Origin of the sequence: Lachnoclostridium sp. Marseille-P6806 (assembly GCF_964238185.1) — a bacterium.
Taxonomy (GTDB): domain Bacteria; phylum Bacillota; class Clostridia; order Lachnospirales; family Lachnospiraceae; genus Brotaphodocola.
Genome location: NZ_CAXSLG010000011.1, coordinates 60,624 through 80,643, shown reverse-complemented (window position 1 = coordinate 80,643; position 20,020 = coordinate 60,624). Strand labels below are relative to the sequence as shown.

Below are 20,020 nucleotides of genomic sequence, written 5' to 3'. Positions count from 1 at the left end.
GACAGCAGGCATAATGCCTGCTGTCGATTATGAGGGAACAAATTCTCTTTTCTTTTTTATATATAATACACTTCCGGCTGCTATCATAACAATGATAGTAACAATTGTAGATACAGTGTCATTTTGTTCTTTTTGCAAACATAATTGAATTTCCTGAAGATCTGCAATTTCACTGGATTCGGTACGTAATTCAAGAAATATCGGGGAATTGTTTTTTGATTCAAATAATGAAAAATTAAAAATTCCGCCGATATTCCTCAAAAATGGGTGACCAGATTCTTCGAACGGTTGCCATTCACTCCAATAGTCATCTTGTTTTTCGCGGGTGCGAATATAAAATGTTGGAGTTCCAAGGCTGCTCCAGTATAGTTCAGCGCGGTCAAAATCAGGAACTTCAAGCTGCACAGAACAATAGTCTTCTTCATCAGGCTTTAGTTCGGAGGGAAGAATAGAAAATGTTATTTGATTGTCTGCCTGTGCACCTTCTACATGAAGCGGAAAGAGTACAAGAAAAAGGACAATCAGAATAGCCGATAATTTTTTATTAATATCCATAAGCCAGTGTTCCGCCATCTAAAGCATAATCCTGTCCCGTAATGTAGCATCCATTTGGACCAATCAGAAACCGTGCCATGGCTCCTAAATCTTTTGTATCTCCAAAATCATGAACAGCAATTCTGTTCAGAATTTTTTCGCGCCGCTCATTGTCCATAACATCATCCAACATTTTACTGTGGAACCAGCCAGGAGCGATACTATTGACACAAATATTATCATTGGCCCATTCAACAGCGAGTCCTCGAGTCATGCCGCAGACAGCTGCCTTACTGGTGCAATATGGAACTACCTGAGAAAAACCGAGATGAGCACTCATGCTTGAAATATTAATGATACGTCCCTTGTGCGGGCTTTTTTTCAGGTATGGATAACAAATTTGGCATAAATGAAATACACAGGTGACATTGACATTTATAATTCGATTGAATTCATCGTCAGGAAAATCCTGAGCGAGACATTTATAGGTTGCTCCTGCATTATTTACCAGGAAATCCAAGCGTCCATCGTGTTTTTGTGCAAGCTCGGAACAAATTTTGCGCATACTCTCATAGTTCGTAATATCTCCTTGAATATGAATGGTTCCTGGCACACTGTTTGGATATCCTTCTTTTACTTTTCCGGTTCTGCTGATAATATATACGGTTGCACCAGCTTCAGCCAGTGAATTGGCAATAGCTAGACCGATTCCGCTGCTTGCTCCGGTAACGATACCGACATAATCTTTTAATTCAAGCATAGTTTACTCCTTGTCTATTTATAATTCCAGTTTTTTGTGGCTGCGACAGGCCTTCTGAATTAATTCCCAATCTAATTCTGCTCCTATGCCTGGTGTATCAGGAACAGTAATAATGCCATCTTTTATTGGGAGTAATCCCTTCATGGGAAGCTGATAGTTATCTTCTGGAACAAAATATTCAAAATATTCACAATTTCGGATGGCACAGCTTACATGAAGGTTGACCAGATCCATATAGTTCATGGTAGTGGTGTGGATTTCGCAATTCATGCCAAAAGCTTCTGCCATGTGAGCGATTTTTAATGTTCCGGTAACTCCGTCTTTCCAACTGACATCAGCTCTTACAATATCAGCAGCTTTTTGAGCAATAGACTGTGCAACACCCCAATGAGCGCCTCGAGTTGTTTCTGTTGCGGCAATTGGAATATCCAGAGTACGGCATAATTCTGTATATTTGTACAGTTCAAAATCACGGAAAGGTTCTTCAAGCCATTTATAATTTAGACGTTCTAGCTGACGGCCAATGGTAACAGCATCTCCCATTGTATATTCTCCAACAGGATCGCTCATGAGTACATAATCGTTTCCAACAGCGTCGCGAAGAGCCTGATGAACCTGCATATCAAATGCTGCAGGCCCTGCAGGATGAGCTTTGTATGCAGAAATACCGAGAGATTTGTAGTAAAGTGCTTCTTCTACATATTCTTCAACAGTTGCATGAAAATTACCGCTGGCGTATACGGGAAGGCTGTTCCGATATGCACCAATATATTTATAAAGTGGGAGTTTTGCCTCTTTTGCACAGATGTCCCATAAGGCAACGTCGATAGGACCTGGCAAATAAACAGGGAAAAAGGTCAGGTGCCGGTCGATATTCCATAATTCTTGCCAGATAGCCTCTCTGTCATGAGGATCTCGTCCCATAACAACAGGAGCAATATTATCATAAAGGTAATTCTCTGTTACACCTCCGCTGCGAGCAGCGAGGCAGGTAGAAATACCGTCAATTCCAGCGTCTGTACCAACGCGAATAACCATAACATCCCAATTCATAGAAGCACCGCCCTGACGTTTTGCGTCAAAGAGGCAGTGATCTCTGCTTACCCACCATGTCTCAAATGAAGTAATTTTCATAAAAGAAATCTCCTTTCTATGAGTGATAAAACGTTTTATTAACAAACCTCTTTTTACGATAGTAACATAGAAAAAAAGAAAAGTAAACACTAAAACGTTTTTTGATACATTTTTTGAAAAAAACGTTAAAATCACTATTTTTAAAGGATGAAAAAGCGAAAATAATGCGAAAAAGAGGTGAAAACAAACAAAAAAATAAGCATTAAAGTGAAACTAAACAATGAAATATACAAAATATACAATAAAAAGAGAGGGAAATATCATTATGACATCAATAATGGTCATAATAGCTAAAAATAGTTTATAATAAAAGAAAAACTTGACAAAATATACTATTTAGTGTAATCTTTAACCAGAAACAATAAAAACGTTTTAGTGAACGAAACCGTAAAGGGATTAAAACGTTAAAATTAAGTCAGGAGGACAACATTTATGAAGAAAAAATTATTGGCGTTGACACTTGCTTCTGCTATGGCAGTGAGTCTGGTGGGATGTGGCGGAGCATCTAAAAAGGAAACAACATCATCTGCAAAAGAAGCTTCTGAAACAACAGCAGCTGTTGCTTCAGAAGAAAAAACAGAGGCAGCAGGAGAGGCAAGTGTATCAGAGCCGGAGATGGTATTTAAATATGCAGAGCTGAACAGTGATGATAATATTAACACTCGCGTAGGATATGAATTTGCAAAATATGTTGATGAGATGTCCAATGGACGTATCAAAATTGAAGTTTATTCAGCTTCCACTTTGGGCGATGAGAAAACCTGCCTGAATGCACTTCAAATGGGCGGAGGTACTGTTGATATGTACCGTGCGAACACAAACTCTCTTTCTGATTATGGATTCCAGAAATTAAATATGTTTGGCCTTCCATTTATTTTCACTGGTCGTGAAGGAATGTGGAAAGTATTAGAGGATGAACAGCTTGGACGGGCATTTCTTACAGAGGGCGCAGAAGTTGGGGCAGGTATGGTTGGTCTCTTCTATATGGATGAAGGCGCCCGCAACCTGTTTACCACAAAAGAAATTACTGGTTTAAGTGATATTAAGAGCAGAAAGATCAGAGTTCCGGAAACACAGTTAATGATGGATACGATGAAAGCGCTTGGAGCAGAGCCGACTCCGATTTCTTACAGTGAATTATACAGTTCTCTGCAGTCTGGAGTTGTTGATGGCGCTGAGAACGGATATCCGGGATATGATTCTAATAAATTCTATGAAGTAGCACCTTATTACTTATTAAGCGGCCATACCTTCAGCCCTGGCGTTGTATTAATGGCAGAGGCAAAGTGGAATGCTTTAAGTCCGGAAGATCAGAAGATTTTACTGGAGGCAGGACAGAAGGCGTCTGATTGGAATAAGGGAGAAATTGAAGCTGAGGAAGTTGCGTTGCGTGCTTCTTTAGAGGAGAAGGGTGTAACAATTATTGAAATGACACCTGAGGATACTGCAGCAGCACAGACAGCATGTGAACCGGTATGGGCAGATTATACCAAGGGAATTGAAGATCTCCTGCAGAGAATGGTTGAGATTCAGAAATAAGAGGATCCGATTACCATAAAATATTATAAAAACAGGATTTCTGCAAGAACAATGGAAACATGCAGGAGTCCTGTTTTTTCTAAGACAGGAGGGCAAAGATGAAAAAGTTTTATGATATGATCTATTGGCTGTTCATGTCATTCTGCAAATGTGTGTTTATTGCATCAATTTGTATTACCAGCTACGTTGTATTTTGCCGCTATATTCTTCATTCAACTCCAAGATGGGGAGAGCAGGCGATATTGATGTGTATGGTATATATGGCTTTGATTAGTGCATCATTGGCAGTTCGGACAGATACACATATTAGAGTTATGCTGATAGATTATTTACTTCCCAAAAAAGCAATAGAAGTGCTGAAGGCTTTAAGCCATGTAATGATTTTTGGATTTAGTTTATTTATGATTATTTATGGCGTTCAGTTTACAAAACTGATGAGTAAAAGTGTAATGTCCGGGTTAGGCTGCAAACAGAGCTTTTTGTATGCGTCAGTTCCGATTGCCGGCGTATGTATGCTTTTAATGCAGAGTGAGAAATTCATTTTGTTCTTTATGCGAATGAGAGGAAAATTGCCGGCTGGATATGAGGAGGAAGGAGGAGAGGCAAATGGTTAATGAGACAGTTGCTATTGCGATATTATTAATTACTTTTTTTGGTTTTATTGCGTTTCGTATGCCAGTTGCATATGCCATTGGTGTGTCAAGTGTTTTAACAATGGCTTATCTCCGGCTTCCGCTGATGCAGGTTGTACAGCTGATGGTAAAAGGCGTATTTTCATTCTCTCTGATGGCAGTTCCTTTTTTCATCATTGCAGGTGAAATAATGGGAAAAGGAGGTATTTCTGATAAACTGATTGAGTTGTCAGATGCCTTAGTAGGATGGATTCGCGGCGGACTGGCAATGGTAAATATTGTGGCATCTATGTTTTTTGGTGGTATTTCAGGTTCATCCGCAGCAGATACGGCATCTTTAGGAACCATTTTAATTCCTATGATGTCAGAGCAGGGATATGATACAGATTTTTCAACAGATGTTACAATGGCTAGTTCTGTACAGGGAATTTTGATTCCACCTAGCCATAACATGGTTATTTACGCCACAGTGGCAGGAACAGTTTCTATTGGACGTCTGTTTCTGGCTGGATTCGGACCGGGAATCGTTTTAGGTGTGGCTTTGATGATTTACAGCTACTACATTTCTGTAAAGAAGAATTACCCCAAGGGTTCTCCTTTCAGTCTGAAAAACCTCATTAAGTCTGCAGGCAGTGCAGTTTGGGGAATGTTTACAGTTATGATAGTTGTTGTTGGTGTAGTTATTGGTATCTTCACAGCAACAGAGTCCGCTGCAATTGCAGTTGTGTGGGCATTGTTTGTATCTATATTTGTTTATAAAAAAATGACCCTTAAGGATTTTTGGCAGGTATTGGAAAATGCATTGAATACACTGGCGATTGTGTTGATTTTGATTGCTACATCTTCTGCATTTGGATGGGTATTAACTTATTTAAAGGTTCCGTCTATTATTTCCAATGCTATTTTGGGATTTACAACAAATAAGTATCTGATTTTGATTATGATGAATATTTTGATGCTGATTTTTGGAACCATGATGGACATGAGTTGTATTATCCTGGTATTAACGCCCATTTTGCTTCCAATAGCAACTAGTATTGGAATTGATCCAGTGCATTTTGGCGTTATTATGATTGTTAACTTAGGAATCGGTTTGATAACTCCGCCAGTAGGTTCTACATTATTTATTGGTGCAGCTATTTCAAAAATTCCGATTGAGAAACTCTCCAAGAGTATGCTGCCATTTTACATGGTAATGCTGATTGTGTTGCTTATAGTAACTTATATACCGGCCTTTGTTATGTTCCTTCCAAATTTACTGATGCCGGTATAAGACAGGAAATTGCAAGAAAAAAGTGTTGCTGCAGTGCCGGTAAGGCCGGTGGCAGCACTTTTTTAACAAGAATATAAGATTTTTAGGTAAGGAGACAGAAAAAATGGCAATGTGGAAAAATTATGAAGAGATGTTTCAGTTAATGAAAGAGAAGCTTTACACTCCAGTAGTGGGTGATATTTTGGATCAGATGGGATATTGTCATCAGTTTCTTCCAGCAGAAATTCGACCATTAGCTGCTATGGTTCCGACAGAGCCATTTGTGAATAAGGAAGAGTCGGACAATCGCTTGAAAATGGCTGGTTTTGCATGTACGGTTCTTGAAAATGATGTTTTTGGAGAACAGAAAAAACCTTTTGGTTATTTAACAGAGGCATTGGATCAGTTAAAACCACATGAAATTTATGTAGCGACAGGCGCTCATAATAGTGCGCTGTGGGGAGAATTGCTGACAACGACAGCGAAAACAAGAGGTGCAGCAGGTGCTGTACTGGATGGATATACAAGAGATACACCGCAGGTGCTGGGGCTGAACTGGCCGGTATTTGCGAAGGCATGCTGGGCTCAGGATTCCAGTATTCGAACGAGCGTATGCGATTTCCGTTGCACGATTGAGATTGGACAAGTGACGATTCATGATGGAGATCTGGTATTTGGTGATGTAGATGGAGTTTTGATTATTCCAAAGGAAATATATGTAGAAGTCTTGGAAAAGGCATTAGAAAAGGCTGCTGGAGAAAAGAAGGTTCGAAAAGCGATTGAAGAAGGTATGAGTGCAACAGAAGCATTTGCAACATTTGGAATTTTATAGAAGGAAAAGAGGAAATCAGTGTGACGGCATTTCAAATTGATTTTTCAGATAATGTAGCAACGGCATTGGAACCGCTTAACAGGGGAACTGTAGTTGTACGAGGCGATGCCCTGATAAAAAATATGCAGGCAGTGACAGATGTTCCGGTGGGACATAAGATTGCATTACGGGATATTAAGGCCGGGGAAGAGATTGTAAAATATGGCGTTGTGATTGGTCGGGCTACAGAGGATATTCCCAGTGGAAGCTGGGTACATCTGCACAATATAAAAAGTATTTATGATGAACGTTCCAGTCACTTAGATGCAGTAACCGGGACACCGAAGGATACCCGGTATGAGTAAGGAGGACGGAATGGATAAGAATGAAGCGAATATGAAAACTCTTCCTGAAGAATACCGTTGGATGGGGTATAAAAGAAAAGGCGGGAAAAAAGGAATCAGGAATCGCGTTTTGGTAATTTATACGGTAAAATGCAGTGAATTTGTAGCTCGGCGCATTGCAGAACTAGCGGCAGATTCAGATGTTGAGGTTTTAGGGTTTGATGGATGTACAGATAATCAGTATGCAGTAAACCTGCTGATTAGTTTAATCCGTCATCCAAATGTAGGTGGTATTTTGGCTGTAGGCTTGGGATGTGAGTACATACAGCCAGAATGGCTGAGTAACATTGCCAAAGAAGAAGAAAAAGAATCAGCATGGCTGTTTATTCAAAATGAAGGAGGAACCAGAACTGCAATCAATAAAGGAGTGGAGGAGGTTCAGCGGATATTAAAGAAATTGAAACAGACTCCACGAGTTGAAATGGGTTTTGATGATTTAGTTATTGGTGCAGAATGCGGAGGAAGCGATTACACCAGTGGATTGGCAGGAAACGTAGTTGTTGGGCGTTTTTTTGATAAGCTGGTTGATATGGGAGGAACTGCAATTTTTGAAGAAATTGTTGAGGCAATAGGGCTTGTGGATCTTCTTACAAAAAGAGCAGTTGACCAGAAGGCGAAGGAAGAAATTCAGTATACCTATGATAAGGCTTTGGAATATTGCAAAGCTGTACGACAGTATTCGGTAAGCCCTGGAAATTTTGCAGGCGGATTATCTACTATTGAAGAAAAGAGTATGGGGGCCGTAGTAAAAAGTGGAAGCAGACCGATTCAAGGAGTATTAAAAGTATCTGTCGAAGCGAATAAGCCAGGACTGTGGCTGCTTGATTCCACGCCAGATCCGCATTGGATGCAGTTTGGTATTACTAATCCTAATGACAATGAAGGCTTAATGGATTTGATTAGTTGCGGGACACATATTGTATTTTTAGTAACAGGAAGAGGCAATGTAGTTGGCAGTGCGGTAAGCCCCTGTATAAAAATTACAGGAAATCATGATACTTTTCGGAGAATGGAAGAAGATATGGATTTTGATGCGAGTCCGGTATTGGAAGGACAATGCAGTCAGGATGAATTAGCTGAATATCTGACTCATATGGTAGCAGAAATCGCTTCCGGAAAAGAAACGAAAAGCGAAATGCTGGGACATAGGGAATATTATATTCCTTATAAGTACCAGGAAAAAGAAGTAGGACGAAAATGTGTTTGTAGATAAAATTAAAGGAGATGTTAAAAATGGCAGCTTTTACAGAACAGCAAATGAAAGAATTCAGCATGGAAAAATATTATTCTTTAAATGGACAGACAGCGGTAGTAACCGGTGGATCTACGGGACTTGGATTGGCAATTACAAGATGTCTGGTGAGCGCTGGAGCAAAGGTAATCGTGCTTAGCATGGAGACACCGGAGCAGGCAGAAATGGCTATGAAGGAATTTGGTGATAAAGTGGCGTATTACCAGTTCAATATAACAGAAACGGATAAAACACAGGCTATGGCCGATCGAATTGTAAAAGAGCATGGTCCTGTTAGTATCTTGATCAATAATGCAGGAAATCATTGCAAAAAATTTATTTGGGAGATGAGTGTAGAGGAGTATGTCAGTGTATTGAATGTACATCTTGTAGGAGCTTTTGCATTAACAAAGGCTTTTGTTCCTCAAATGAAGGAATTGGGACATGGACGTATTCTATTCCAGGCAAGTATGACAAGTTATATTGGACAGCCGCAGGTTGCGGGATACTCGACAGCCAAGGCTGGCTATCTTGGATTAATCCATACACTGACAGCAGAGCTTGCTGAATATGGAATTACAGTAAATGCGATTGCTCCCGGCTGGATAGACACTCCCATGTTCCATAAAGCAACGGATAATGATGAGCAGCGCCTCAACAAAATTATGGGAAGAATTCCGGCAAAGACGGTAGGAGATCCTATGGATGTGGGAATGTGCGCAGCTTTCCTTTGCAGCGACGCAGCACGTTATATCAGTGGGACTTGTGTACCAGTAGATGGAGGAGCTTTAATCGGATTTTAAGGAGGAATGCAGAGATGAATACAAGTTTCAGTGAGGAACTTTGTCTGACCAACGAGACGGGGCGTATGTTATATCATAAATATGCGGAATCTATGCCGATTATCGATTATCATTGCCATTTGCAGCCAAGGGATATTTGGGAAAATAAGCAGTTTGAAGATATTGGCGAAATGTGGTTGTCAGGGGATCATTATAAATGGCGGGCTATGCGTACCTTCGGAATTGATGAAAAATATATTACTGGTACAGAAACCAGCTATTACGAAAAATACCTGGCATTTGCAGAAATTGTACCGCAATTGATTGGGAATCCACTCTATATATGGTGTGCATTGGAATTAAAAAGATTTTTTGATATAGATGAGCCATTATGTAAAGAGAATGCGGAAGATATTTATGTAAGGACAAAGGCGTTAATTGCCGAGAAGAATATTACACCTAGATGGTGCATGGAACATTCACATGTAGAACTGGTTAGCACAACGGAGGATCCTGTAGATGATTTAAAATATCATATTGCCATGAACGAGGATCCGACTTTGAAAACGAAAATAATTACCGCTTTCCGACCAGATAAGGCTATGTTTGCGGCAAAACCAGGATTTGCAGAATACATGAAGGCTTTGGAAAATGCGGCAGATATGAAAGTGACAACATTTCGCGAGATGATAACAGCGTTAGAACGAAGGTTGATTTATTTTCAAAAGATTACAGGAACGACAGTTTCTGATAATGGTATTCCGGATTTTACCTGGGTAGATGCAACAGAGGAAGAAATTGAATTTATTTTTCAAAAAGCTTTGAGGGGAGAAAAGCTTACCAAAAAAGAAGATGATCAGTATCGCAGTGCGTTTCTTTATGAAATGGGAAAGCTGTATTGTATACATGATTATGTTATGCAGCTTCATATCGGTACATATCTGGATGCAAACCGAAAATATGTAAAACGAATCGGGCAGAGCACAGGATTTGATTGTGCTGATGATTCTACCCGCGTACAGAGTGTGGGAGAACTTTTAAATCGATTGACATTGGAGGATAGACTTCCCAAGACAATTTTATATTGTCTAGACGGGACAAATACGGAAAATTATGCTATATTAGCAGCAGGGTTCTGTGAAAAAGCGACTCGGGCAAAAGTCCAGCTGGGAGCACCCTGGTGGTTCCATGATCAAATTTATGGGATTGATAAACAATTTCGGTCTGTGTCCAATTTATATCCGATAAGTTTATCGGTAGGAATGTTGACAGATAGCAGAAGTTTTTTGTCATATCCGCGTCACGAACTGTATCGTAGAGTCTTATGTAATTTTTTAGGTGAGTTAGTGGAGCGAGGGGAATATTTTTCTGGTGAGTCAGAGTTAGGAAAAACGGTACAGAATATTTGTTATAACAATGTAAAGGAATATTTTGGATTTAAATAATAATGCAATAACAAAATTTTATCATCCAACAGTAACCCATATTATTGAATTTTGGGGTAGATATTATGAATCGTAGAGTTACAATTAAGGATGTTGCTGCGGCGGCGGGAGTATCATTAGGAACTGTACATTTGGCATTGAGTGATAAAACCGGCGTTAGCCAAGAAACCAGAGCAAGAATTAAGGCATTGGCAAAGGAGATGGATTATCATCCCAATGTAGCAGCAGCATCTTTAAAACGAAAAACAGTCCGGCTTGCAGTATGTTTTCCAAGTACAGAGGGTGATAATCAGTATTATTATCCCCAAATGTGGAGTGGATTTCGAGCTTATCAGGATAGCATACGAGATCTGAATGTTTCTATTCAGGAGTTTGCATATCCAGAGAATGACAGTGTCGATAAGTTGAAATTGTGGAAGAGACAGAATCAGGTGTTGGAGGGATTGAAACATCTTTTGGATAACGATGAGTTGGATGGTCTTGTTATTCATGGAAATAGATGTCCAATTCCTGCGCATGTGCTGCGAGGATATGTAGAGGAGGGTCTGGCATTGGCTTTGGTGGATACAGATATGCCGGAAAGTGGGAGACTTTTTTGCGTAAGAGCAGATTACGACTGTATTGGCAGAACCATGGCAGAAATAATAATGGATCGCATCCCTTCCTGTGGAAGTGTTTTTATATGTGCAGGCATACAGGAATATCCATCACATCATCGCATTGAACAGGGATTTACTTCATATATGCGGGAAAATGGTTATGAAAATATTATTTATAGGGATCATTCAAATCAAATTTGTGAAGAAAACTATAACAATATACTGTCCTATGTTAAACGTCCGGATGTGGCTGCAGTGTGCAGTGTTTCTTCTCGTGCCAGCATAATGCTGGCGCGGGCATTGCAGGAAAGCGGAAAAGCTGGAAAACTGGTAGCTGTGGGAAGTGACCTTTTTGAGGAAAATAAGCAGGCACTGCGTTCTGGAGTATTTCAGAATCTGATTCAAAAAAATCCGTTCGCACAGGCTTTTATGGCGACTCGAATGTTAGTAGATTATTTGTTGAAGGATGTAAAACCAGAGGAGAGTTTTGTTGTTGGAAGCCAGGTGGTATTTCGCAGCAATTTGTGTTTATTTGAAAAAAATTCGGTTCGTTTTCTAGAATAATAATACGGATTCTGTATATCAGAAAGGAGCTGTGATTTGTGAAGGAGACACCATTAAACGGACGGATGCTGGCAGGCGGCTGTCTGGATGGACAGGAATATAATACTCAGCTTTTGTATTTTACCTGCTCGTCTCTTGGGGAGAGCGGAGACAGAGTTTATATGATAAGTGATCAGGGGGGAAGCCCCAATGTGATAGTAAAGGATCTGTTTACCGGAAAAGAGAAGGTTCTTACACAGAATCAGGCAGGTACTTTAAAAAGCTACGTTTACTTTGACGGAGAGAAGAATCGGGGGCTGGGGAAGGCCAGTGTCTGTCTCGATTATGTAAGGGAAATCATTTATTTTATTCAGGATGATAAAATATGCAGGGCAGACCGGGAGGGAAGGATTACTGTGCTGAACCGGATACCGGAGGAGCGAATGACAGCATTTACTCATGTCAGTGCAGATGGAAAGCGACTTTGTGTCCCTATGACAGACGGCAGATGCCTGGATTTTGATCCGGAAACAGAGGGAGCCGGGCTTGACCGGCGTCCGGTTTATGATATTGACGGACGGGTGCAGGAGGAAAATTTAAACAGCTATCTCTGTGTTTATGATACAGAAACAGGAGAGCTGCTGTTTGAAAAAACAGTTCCGAAATGCTGGATTACCCATGTGCAGTTTCATCCAATCAATCCGGAAATTATTATGTATAACCATGAGTGGCCCAGCTTTGACTGCGGGATCCGGCGTATCTGGATGTATGACCATGAAACGGATTCTCTGATTCGTGTCCGCACCGAGGGAAGCGATACTCTGGGGAATCCAAGGGGCTTTGCACGAAGAGCGGAGGATTGGGTCTGCCATGAGATGTGGAGTGATGACGGAACTCAGATTATTTATCATGGCGGCTATGCAGGCGGTCCGGCTATGGTTGGCCGGTATGAGCTGGCTACAAAAAGGTACTGGGAAATTGCTTTGCCGGATGATTACAATGCCTATGGCCATTTTACTATGGATCACAGGGGAAACCTGGTGTGCGACGGGTATTTTAAATATCCCTGGGAGGTAAAGCAGGTTCGGGAAAACAGTACAGATAACGGGCCGGATCCACATAAAAAGGATGCGGAGTATATCTGCAAGGTCATTCCGGACTGGGAAAAGGGAACTCTGACCTGGATTCCTCTTTGCAAACACGAAAGTGACTGGCTGGGGCAGGATGCCCACCCTCATCCCATATACAGTCATACGGGAGACAGGATCTTCTTTAACAGCCGGATGGAACGCTCGGTAAAGGTTTACTGTGTTTCAGCAAGAACGCCTCAGAAGGCTGAGGAAGAATAGAATAGAAGTTTGAGCGGCGGCAGTTTGAAGCATTTGCTTGGAACTGCCGCATTGTTGTATTTGCAGAAAAGAGATTTCTGTGGGGGAATAATTTCTATAGGGGACTCTTGAGCCATGATGCAGATTTTGCATTTATGGAGGGAAAGGGCGAATTCTGCACAATTCATGGCGAAGATTTTGCATTTAAGGAGAAAAAGAACTGCTTCCTGCACAAATCAGAGGAGAAATTTTGCATTTACGGTGGGAAAAGAGGAATTCTATATAAAACTCAGAGGTATGATATACACAGAGTGTTGACTGTCGAAACCTTAAAAAATAGATGTTCAAACATCTGTATTTTGAGGGCATACGGAGAGAACACGTGCCAGGGGCCTTTATTTGGTGGAAACAAGAAAAGAAATAGGAAAACTTCTGAAGCACAAACAAAAGGAATAAATTTATGATACAATCGAAAACAGGAATGCCATCAGAGTATGTAATGGTTTGACGAAATATAAGGCTCGAAAAAAAGAGAGACCTGGAAAGATAGAGGAATTGAAGACAAGAGCACAGAACAGAAGCTGGAGCTGGTAAGTACACAAAATTATAATGGAATTGTGGATCTGGTTTATAAAAGAAGAGCGAATTCCACGGGTGCGTAATGGTTCCTATTTTACATTCCGTGCAAAACGTGTATAATAAAGATCACGGGAAAAATTTATAACGGAGAGAATGAAATGAGAAGAACCTATTTAATCGACAGCGAGAATATCAACGATGTGTGGGTGGAGCTTCTGCAGGTACTGGAGGATGGGGATGAGATTCTGGTATTTTATACAGATAAAAGCGCACACATGGGCTATGATAGAATCGTTTGTCTGATGGAACAAAAGCGAGGGGCGGTTCACTGGATCAAGTGTTTTGAAGGGCAGAATGCCCTGGATTTTCAGCTGGTGACAGAGCTGGGAAGCTGTCTGTCTCAGAATGGCAGCCGGGAATATATCATTGTTTCCAATGATACCGGATATGACGCTGTAGTTCGTTACTGGCAGCAGAAGGGATGCTCTGTGCGGAGAATTAAGGGTACAGATTGTGAGAAGGGAGCGCCGGAGGAAAGACGCCAGGAAGAGAAGGCAGAGAAAGCCGTATCAGAAAAGAAGGGCCGAAACAATAAGTCTGAAAAGGCTGGAGCTGCAGCGCGTGTTCACGGAGAGGAGCCGGCCGCTCAAAAATCCTGTGCAGAAAAAAATTGCGGAGAGGAGCCGATTCTCCAAGAATCCTGCGCAGCAGGAAATCACAGGAAAGGACAGGAGAAATCGGAATCCTGTGCAGCTGGAAACCGCAGAGAAGAACAGGAAAAATCAGAATCCTGCGCAGTGGAAAATCACGGAGAAAAGCCGGGAAAATCAGCATCTTCTGCAAAGAAGGTTCGTAGGAAAAAGTCTCCGAAGGCAGTATCTGCAGAGAACGGGCGCGGAGAAATGAGAGAAGCGGAAGCTTGTGCAGAGGACATCTGCGGAGAAATGAGAAAAGTGGAAGCTTGTGCAGAGAACAGCTGCGAAGAAATGTCCCCAAAGGAAGTGTCAGCGGGAAAGGATGAAGCAGAAGGCGAGGGAAGCTGCGGGCAGACCACTTCTGAGGGAAACGGCAGAAAAAAGAGAAAAAACAGACGAAAAAAAACACAAAAAGAGAAGAAGGAAGAATGCCGGGAGTTCGCTGAGGAGGATACCCTGGTTTTTACGGAGAAACCAGAGCCGTTCGAAGACGACGAAGCTGTTTTAGAGCAGGAGCTCTTTGGAGACGGAGAGGAAGACAGGGAAAACGGCGAAGCAGAAACAGAAGAAAAACACAATGGCGGCGGCGCTGACTGGAGGGAAGAGCTTTTGAAGATTTTCCGTCGAACAGGAAGCCGGGAGCCGGAGGAGGATCGGAGATTTCTCCTGGAGCTTTGCAAAACCCTGAAGCTTTCGAATATGTCTCTGGTTCACAATGTGATGGAGTATCATTTTGGTCTGGCAACTGGAAACGGAATTTATCGTTTTATTCGAGAAAATCCTGGCTGCCGGGGAGAACTTTCCGCCGGATACAGCAACAACAAAAAGGAAAGAGAACGCCGGTATCTGGAACTGATTCTGGCACGCAGTGAAATGAGCCTGCAGGAAGGAGATGTGGATCAAATTCTGAAGATTCTTAACGGGGTACCCAAGAAGAATCTGAATGGGATTCATTCAGCCTTGCTGCGCCGGTTTGGGCAGGAGGATGGAGGAAGCTTTTATGCGGTTCTCCGAAATCATGTAAAGATTATCCGGGCACTGTAGAGTTGTGGGAGATTTTGCAGAGTGAATGATTCAACAATAACACGTCTGGATAGATGCGGAACTATTATAGAAAGAAAAAGGTTCGCAGGAGAGACTGGGAGAACGCCGGTAAAGGCTCAGAAAAAGAATAAAATATAAAGAATAAACGCAAAAGGCCAGAGGCCGCTGCAGATGATACTTGTCTTAGCTGCAGCGGCGCTGGCCTTTATTTTTCTTTATTTCAGAGGAAAATCTCTTGCTCTGACTACAGATTCTTATTCTTTTCAAAAAGAATCAGCAGCCCCTTTAACATCAGAGCCTCATCATACTGGATTTGATGGCGGCACAGAGGCATAATAAAGCGGGACAGTCCTCCGGTGGCAACCAGAGAAGCAGGCTGCCCCAGTTCTTCTTCAATCCGGTCAATCAGGCCGTCGATCATGCCGGCATTGCCGTACATAATTCCGCTTCTCATACAGTCAATGGTATTTTTTCCGATGACCTTTTTGGGAATATCCAGGCTGATAGAGGGAAGCTGGGCGGTTTTGCTGCTTAAGGTATCTAGGGAAATACGAAGTCCAGGCAGAATGGTTCCTCCGATATAATTGCCGGCCGGATCTACCACAGACATAGTGGTGGCAGTTCCCATATCAATGACGATGATGGGGCAGGGATAATCCCGAATAGCAGCGACAGCATCAACAATCAGATCGCTGCCGACGGTTTTCGGGTTGTCCATAAGAATATTCATGCCGGTTTTGATGCCGGATCCAACCAGCATGGGGTGATGGCCCAGGATTTTCTTTACGGCTGAGGAAATGGCGGCATTCAGAGGAGGCACAACAGAAGAAAGAATAGAGCCCTCAATATCAGCTGTGCAAATGCCGTGAATTTCCAGAATATTTTTAATATTTATGGCATATTCTGTGCTTGTTTTATTGTGATTGGTGGTCAGGCGTTCAACAAAATATGTTTTTTCTGAGTCAATGCAGCCTACCACAATATTGGTGTTTCCCATATCCAGTGCTAAAATCATTGGAAAAGCTCCTTTCCCGATTCCTGAAGGGAACCGGCAGAATCTGTGTATTTTCAGGCAGAAAACGAACCGCAAAAAGCAGTTGTTTTGCACACTCATCCTATCATATTTTACAGGGAAACACAATCGGAATCCCTTTTAAATACGCAATTTTTGTGCTATACTGATTCCATTGCAAATGTTTGCCGGGGCAGGCTCCGGCGATAAAATCAGGAGGGACTAATGCTGAAAGGAAAGACAGTAGTTCTTGGCGTAACAGGCGGAATTGCCGCCTACAAAATAGCCAGCCTGGCAAGTATGCTGGTAAAGCAGCATGCAGATGTGCAGGTGATTATGACAGAAAATGCAACGAATTTTATTACTCCTACTACCTTTGAAACATTGACAGGGAACAAATGTCTGGTTGATACCTTTGACAGAAATTTTCAGTTCCAGGTGGAACATGTAGCTCTGGCCAAGCGGGCGGATATTTTCATGATTGCCCCGGCGACAGCCAATGTGATTGCAAAGGTGGCCCACGGGCTGGCAGATGATATGCTGACAACTACATTTTTGGCTTGCAAAAAACCGAAATACATTGTTCCGGCCATGAATACCCAGATGTATGAAAATCCCATCACTCAGGATAATCTGGATATCTGCCGCAGATATGGGATGCATGTGGTGGAACCGGCCAGCGGATATCTGGCCTGTGGGGATACAGGAGCAGGAAAGATGCCGGAGCCGGAGCTTTTGATGGAATATATTATGCAGGAGCTGGCTTTTGAAAAGGATATGGCGGGGAAAAAAGTCCTGGTGACAGCCGGTCCCACCAGGGAAGCCATTGATCCGGTTCGTTATATTACCAATCACTCCACCGGGAAAATGGGCTATGCCATTGCGCAGGCAGCTGCCAGACGGGGCGCGGAAGTGACTCTGGTAAGCGGGCCGGTCAATTTAAAGGCCCCTCTTGGTGTGAATCTGGTGCCGGTGACAAGCGCCGGGGAAATGTTTCAGGCAGTAACTGAAGCAAGCAGCAGTCAGGATGTGATTATTAAGGCGGCAGCTGTGGCTGATTACCGCCCCAAATATGTGGGAACAGAGAAAACAAAGAAAAAAGACGGGGATATGAATCTGGAAATGGAACGGACAGATGATATTCTTGCATGGCTGGGGAACCACAGACAGACGGGCCAGGTACTCTGCGGATTTTCCATGGAGACAGAAAATATGCTGGAAAATTCTCAGGCAAAACTGGAGAAGAAGCATGTAGATATGATTGTTGCCAATAATTTAAAGACAGCCGGGGCAGGCTTTGGAACAGATACGAACGTTGTGACCATAATTACTAAAGAAGGGGCAGAGGAGCTGGCTATGATGACAAAGGAACAGGTGGCTCATCAGCTTTTGAACCGGATTATGGACAGATTCTGAGGCTGAAAGGCAAGAAACTTCAGGAAGTGATCATTATGCCCTGGAACCCTGTTGCCAGAGCTGGATTTCTCTGGTACAATCATGGATTGAAGAGAAATTTGCGCAGCAATCGATCTGTGCAGCAGAGCTTTAATCAGAAGATTTGGAGGACAGACTTTTGTCAAATATAGCAGAAGAGATAAAAAAACGAAGAACATTTGCCATTATTTCCCATCCGGATGCAGGTAAAACCACATTAACGGAGAAATTCCTGCTTTACGGAGGCGCCATTAACCTGGCAGGAACCGTAAAGGGAAGAAAAGCTGCCAAGCATGCAGTTTCTGACTGGATGGAGATTGAGAAGGAGAGAGGAATTTCTGTTACCTCGTCTGTAATGCAGTTTGAATATGACGGATACTGCATTAATATTCTGGACACACCGGGACATCAGGATTTCTCAGAGGATACCTACCGTACCCTGATGGCAGCAGACAGTGCCGTCATGGTAATCGACGGCTCCAAGGGTGTTGAGGCGCAGACCATTAAGCTGTTTAAGGTTTGTGTGCTGAGAGGAATTCCGATTTTTACTTTTATCAATAAAATGGACCGGGAAGCGAGAGATCCCTTTGAGCTGATGGATGAAATTGAAAATGTCCTGGGAATCCGCACCTGCCCCATTAACTGGCCGATTGGATGCGGAAAGAATTTTAAGGGCGTTTACGATCGCCATACCAAGGAAATTACCACCTTTACAGCAGCTATGGGAGGCGCGAAGGAGGTAGCGACTCAGAACTATGGTCTGGATGCGCCGAATCTGGATGATGTGATTGGATATTCCTACCATGAACAGCTTTTGGATGAGATTGAGCTGTTAGACGGCGCTGCAGATGAGTTTGATATGGAGCGGGTAAGCAGAGGAAACCTGTCTCCGGTATTTTTTGGTTCTGCCCTGACTAACTTTGGTGTGGAAACCTTCCTGCAGCATTTCCTGAAGATGACATCTTCCCCCCTGCCGAGAAGAACTCTGACCGGGGAGATTGATCCGTTTAAAGAGGATTTTTCCGCCTTTGTATTTAAGATTCAGGCCAATATGAACAAGGCCCACAGAGACAGAATTGCTTTTATGCGGATTGTTTCCGGAAAGTTTGAAGCAGGCATGGAGGTGAATCACGTCCAGGGCGGCAAGAAGCTGCGCCTGTCCCAGCCGCAGCAGATGATGGCTCAGGACAGAAAGATTGTAGAAGAGGCCTATGCCGGAGATATTATCGGTGTATTTGATCCTGGTATTTTTTCCATTGGAGATACCCTCTGCAAATCCAGTGAAAAGTTTGAATTTGAGGGAATCCCCACCTTTGCGCCAGAGCATTTTGCAAGGGTGCGCCAGATTGACACCATGAAGAGAAAGCAGTTCTTAAAGGGCGTCAGCCAGATTGCCCAGGAGGGTGCGATTCAGATCTTCCAGGAGTTTAATACTGGTATGGAGGAGATTATTGTAGGCGTAGTTGGTGAACTGCAGTTTGAGGTTTTAACCTATCGTCTGGAAAATGAATACAACGTAGAGGTAAAGCTGGAAAAGCTGCCTTATGAATATATCCGCTGGATTGAGAATAAAGAAGAAGTGGATGTGGCAAGAATTCAGGGTACCTCCGATATGAAACGGATCAAGGATCTGAAGGATAATCCGCTGCTTCTGTTTGTCAACAGCTGGAGCGTGGGTATGGTAGAAGAGAGAAATCCGGGACTGAAGCTGTCTGAGTTTGGAAGAAGCTAAGAGGCTTTGGAAGACAGGTATTTCCGTATAGTGAGACAACAGATCATTGGCATCATGAAAGGAGACAAAGATTATGAGCAAGATTGATGAAGTAAGAGCTGCTATGGTAGCAGCCATGAAGGCAAAGGATAAAGTGAGAAAGGATTCTCTTTCTATGCTGCTGTCTGCTTTAAAGAACGCGGAGATTGACAAGCGTTCTCCCCTGACAGAGGAAGAGGAAAATGCTGTAGTGAAAAAGGAACTGCGTCAGAGTAAGGAAACCTATGATCTGGCTCCTGAGGAACGCCAGGATATCAGAGAGGAAATGGCAGCAAGAATCGCTGTTTACAAGGAGTTTGCACCGGAGGATATGAGTGCGGAGCAGATTGCCCAGGTGATTCAGGAGGTGCTGGCAGAGCTGGGAATTGAAAAGCCCGTTGGCGCAGATAAGGGAAAAATCATGAAGGTTCTGATGCCCAGAGTAAAGGGGAAAGCAGACGGAAAGCTGGTGAATGAGACACTGGCTGGCATGATGAAATAAAAAGAAAGGG

19 protein-coding genes are annotated in these 20,020 nt (G+C 42.6%); 15 read left to right on the top strand and 4 right to left on the bottom strand.

Features of this window, described 5'->3' with window-relative positions; genetic code table 11:
• Window positions 1-27: 27 nt before the first annotated feature.
• Genes ACESON_RS13875 through ACESON_RS13865 form a run of 3 tightly spaced genes read right to left on the bottom strand, consistent with a single transcriptional unit; the run spans window position 28 to window position 2,428 of the window.
• Entirely contained in the window at window positions 28-555 is a 528-nt protein-coding gene (locus tag ACESON_RS13875) for a hypothetical protein (RefSeq protein ID WP_373110516.1), read from the bottom strand.
• Window positions 545-1,294, bottom strand: a complete 750-nt coding sequence (locus ACESON_RS13870) for an SDR family NAD(P)-dependent oxidoreductase (protein ID WP_373110514.1) — start codon at window positions 1,292-1,294, stop codon at window positions 545-547. The genes ACESON_RS13875 and ACESON_RS13870 overlap by 11 nt, the downstream gene beginning before the upstream one ends.
• Window positions 1,295-1,312: 18 nt before the next feature.
• On the bottom strand, window positions 1,313-2,428 hold the full coding sequence (locus ACESON_RS13865; protein WP_373110534.1) for an enolase C-terminal domain-like protein: 1,116 nt from the start codon (window positions 2,426-2,428) through the stop codon (window positions 1,313-1,315).
• A gap of 432 nt (window positions 2,429-2,860) precedes the next feature.
• On the opposite strand from ACESON_RS13865, the gene ACESON_RS13860 reads away from it, so the two are divergent.
• From ACESON_RS13860 to ACESON_RS13805, 12 genes are all read left to right on the top strand, one after another.
• Window positions 2,861-3,967, top strand: coding sequence for a TRAP transporter substrate-binding protein (locus tag ACESON_RS13860; protein WP_373110512.1), 1,107 nt, complete (start codon window positions 2,861-2,863; stop codon window positions 3,965-3,967).
• A 98-nt stretch (window positions 3,968-4,065) separates the two neighbouring features.
• Window positions 4,066-4,581, top strand: coding sequence for a TRAP transporter small permease (locus ACESON_RS13855; protein ID WP_373110510.1), 516 nt, complete (start codon window positions 4,066-4,068; stop codon window positions 4,579-4,581).
• Window positions 4,574-5,872, top strand: a complete 1,299-nt coding sequence (locus tag ACESON_RS13850; protein WP_373110508.1) for a TRAP transporter large permease — start codon at window positions 4,574-4,576, stop codon at window positions 5,870-5,872. Before ACESON_RS13855 ends, ACESON_RS13850 begins: the two co-directional genes overlap by 8 nt.
• 103 nt (window positions 5,873-5,975) lie before the next feature.
• Window positions 5,976-6,683, top strand: a complete 708-nt coding sequence (locus ACESON_RS13845) for an RraA family protein (protein WP_373110507.1) — start codon at window positions 5,976-5,978, stop codon at window positions 6,681-6,683.
• Between the two features lie 20 nt (window positions 6,684-6,703).
• On the top strand, window positions 6,704-7,027 hold the full coding sequence (locus tag ACESON_RS13840; RefSeq protein ID WP_373110505.1) for a UxaA family hydrolase: 324 nt from the start codon (window positions 6,704-6,706) through the stop codon (window positions 7,025-7,027).
• A 31-nt stretch (window positions 7,028-7,058) separates the two neighbouring features.
• Window positions 7,059-8,279 (top strand): UxaA family hydrolase, encoded by a 1,221-nt coding sequence (locus tag ACESON_RS13835; RefSeq protein WP_373110533.1) that lies wholly within the window; start codon window positions 7,059-7,061, stop codon window positions 8,277-8,279.
• A gap of 20 nt (window positions 8,280-8,299) precedes the next feature.
• Window positions 8,300-9,100, top strand: coding sequence for an SDR family oxidoreductase (locus tag ACESON_RS13830; RefSeq protein WP_177274660.1), 801 nt, complete (start codon window positions 8,300-8,302; stop codon window positions 9,098-9,100).
• Between the two features lie 14 nt (window positions 9,101-9,114).
• Entirely contained in the window at window positions 9,115-10,524 is a 1,410-nt protein-coding gene (gene uxaC, locus ACESON_RS13825; protein ID WP_373110503.1) for a glucuronate isomerase, read from the top strand.
• Window positions 10,525-10,589: 65 nt separating this feature from the next.
• On the top strand, window positions 10,590-11,687 hold the full coding sequence (locus tag ACESON_RS13820; RefSeq protein ID WP_373110502.1) for a substrate-binding domain-containing protein: 1,098 nt from the start codon (window positions 10,590-10,592) through the stop codon (window positions 11,685-11,687).
• 38 nt (window positions 11,688-11,725) lie between these two features.
• The gene (locus tag ACESON_RS13815; RefSeq protein WP_373110500.1) at window positions 11,726-13,015 is read left to right on the top strand and encodes a hypothetical protein; all 1,290 of its coding nucleotides are present in this window, start codon (window positions 11,726-11,728) and stop codon (window positions 13,013-13,015) included.
• Between the two features lie 107 nt (window positions 13,016-13,122).
• Window positions 13,123-13,458: a hypothetical protein gene (locus ACESON_RS13810; protein ID WP_373110499.1), complete on the top strand. Its 336-nt coding sequence runs from the start codon at window positions 13,123-13,125 to the stop codon at window positions 13,456-13,458.
• Window positions 13,459-13,731: 273 nt separating this feature from the next.
• The gene (locus ACESON_RS13805; protein WP_373110497.1) at window positions 13,732-15,312 is read left to right on the top strand and encodes a PIN domain-containing protein; all 1,581 of its coding nucleotides are present in this window, start codon (window positions 13,732-13,734) and stop codon (window positions 15,310-15,312) included.
• 244 nt (window positions 15,313-15,556) lie between these two features.
• Here the strand turns inward: ACESON_RS13805 and ACESON_RS13800 are convergent, their stop codons facing one another.
• Window positions 15,557-16,327 carry a type III pantothenate kinase gene (locus tag ACESON_RS13800; protein ID WP_177958051.1) on the bottom strand — a complete coding sequence of 257 codons (771 nt, stop codon included), beginning with the start codon at window positions 16,325-16,327 and terminating at the stop codon, window positions 15,557-15,559.
• A gap of 222 nt (window positions 16,328-16,549) precedes the next feature.
• Between ACESON_RS13800 and coaBC the strand changes: the two genes are divergently transcribed.
• From coaBC to ACESON_RS13785, 3 genes are all read left to right on the top strand, one after another.
• Entirely contained in the window at window positions 16,550-17,740 is a 1,191-nt protein-coding gene (coaBC, locus tag ACESON_RS13795) for a bifunctional phosphopantothenoylcysteine decarboxylase/phosphopantothenate--cysteine ligase CoaBC (protein WP_373110495.1), read from the top strand.
• 157 nt (window positions 17,741-17,897) lie between these two features.
• Window positions 17,898-19,490, top strand: a complete 1,593-nt coding sequence (locus ACESON_RS13790; protein WP_373110493.1) for a peptide chain release factor 3 — start codon at window positions 17,898-17,900, stop codon at window positions 19,488-19,490.
• A gap of 73 nt (window positions 19,491-19,563) precedes the next feature.
• Window positions 19,564-20,010 (top strand): GatB/YqeY domain-containing protein, encoded by a 447-nt coding sequence (locus ACESON_RS13785; protein WP_177959683.1) that lies wholly within the window; start codon window positions 19,564-19,566, stop codon window positions 20,008-20,010.
• Window positions 20,011-20,020 lie beyond the last annotated feature (10 nt).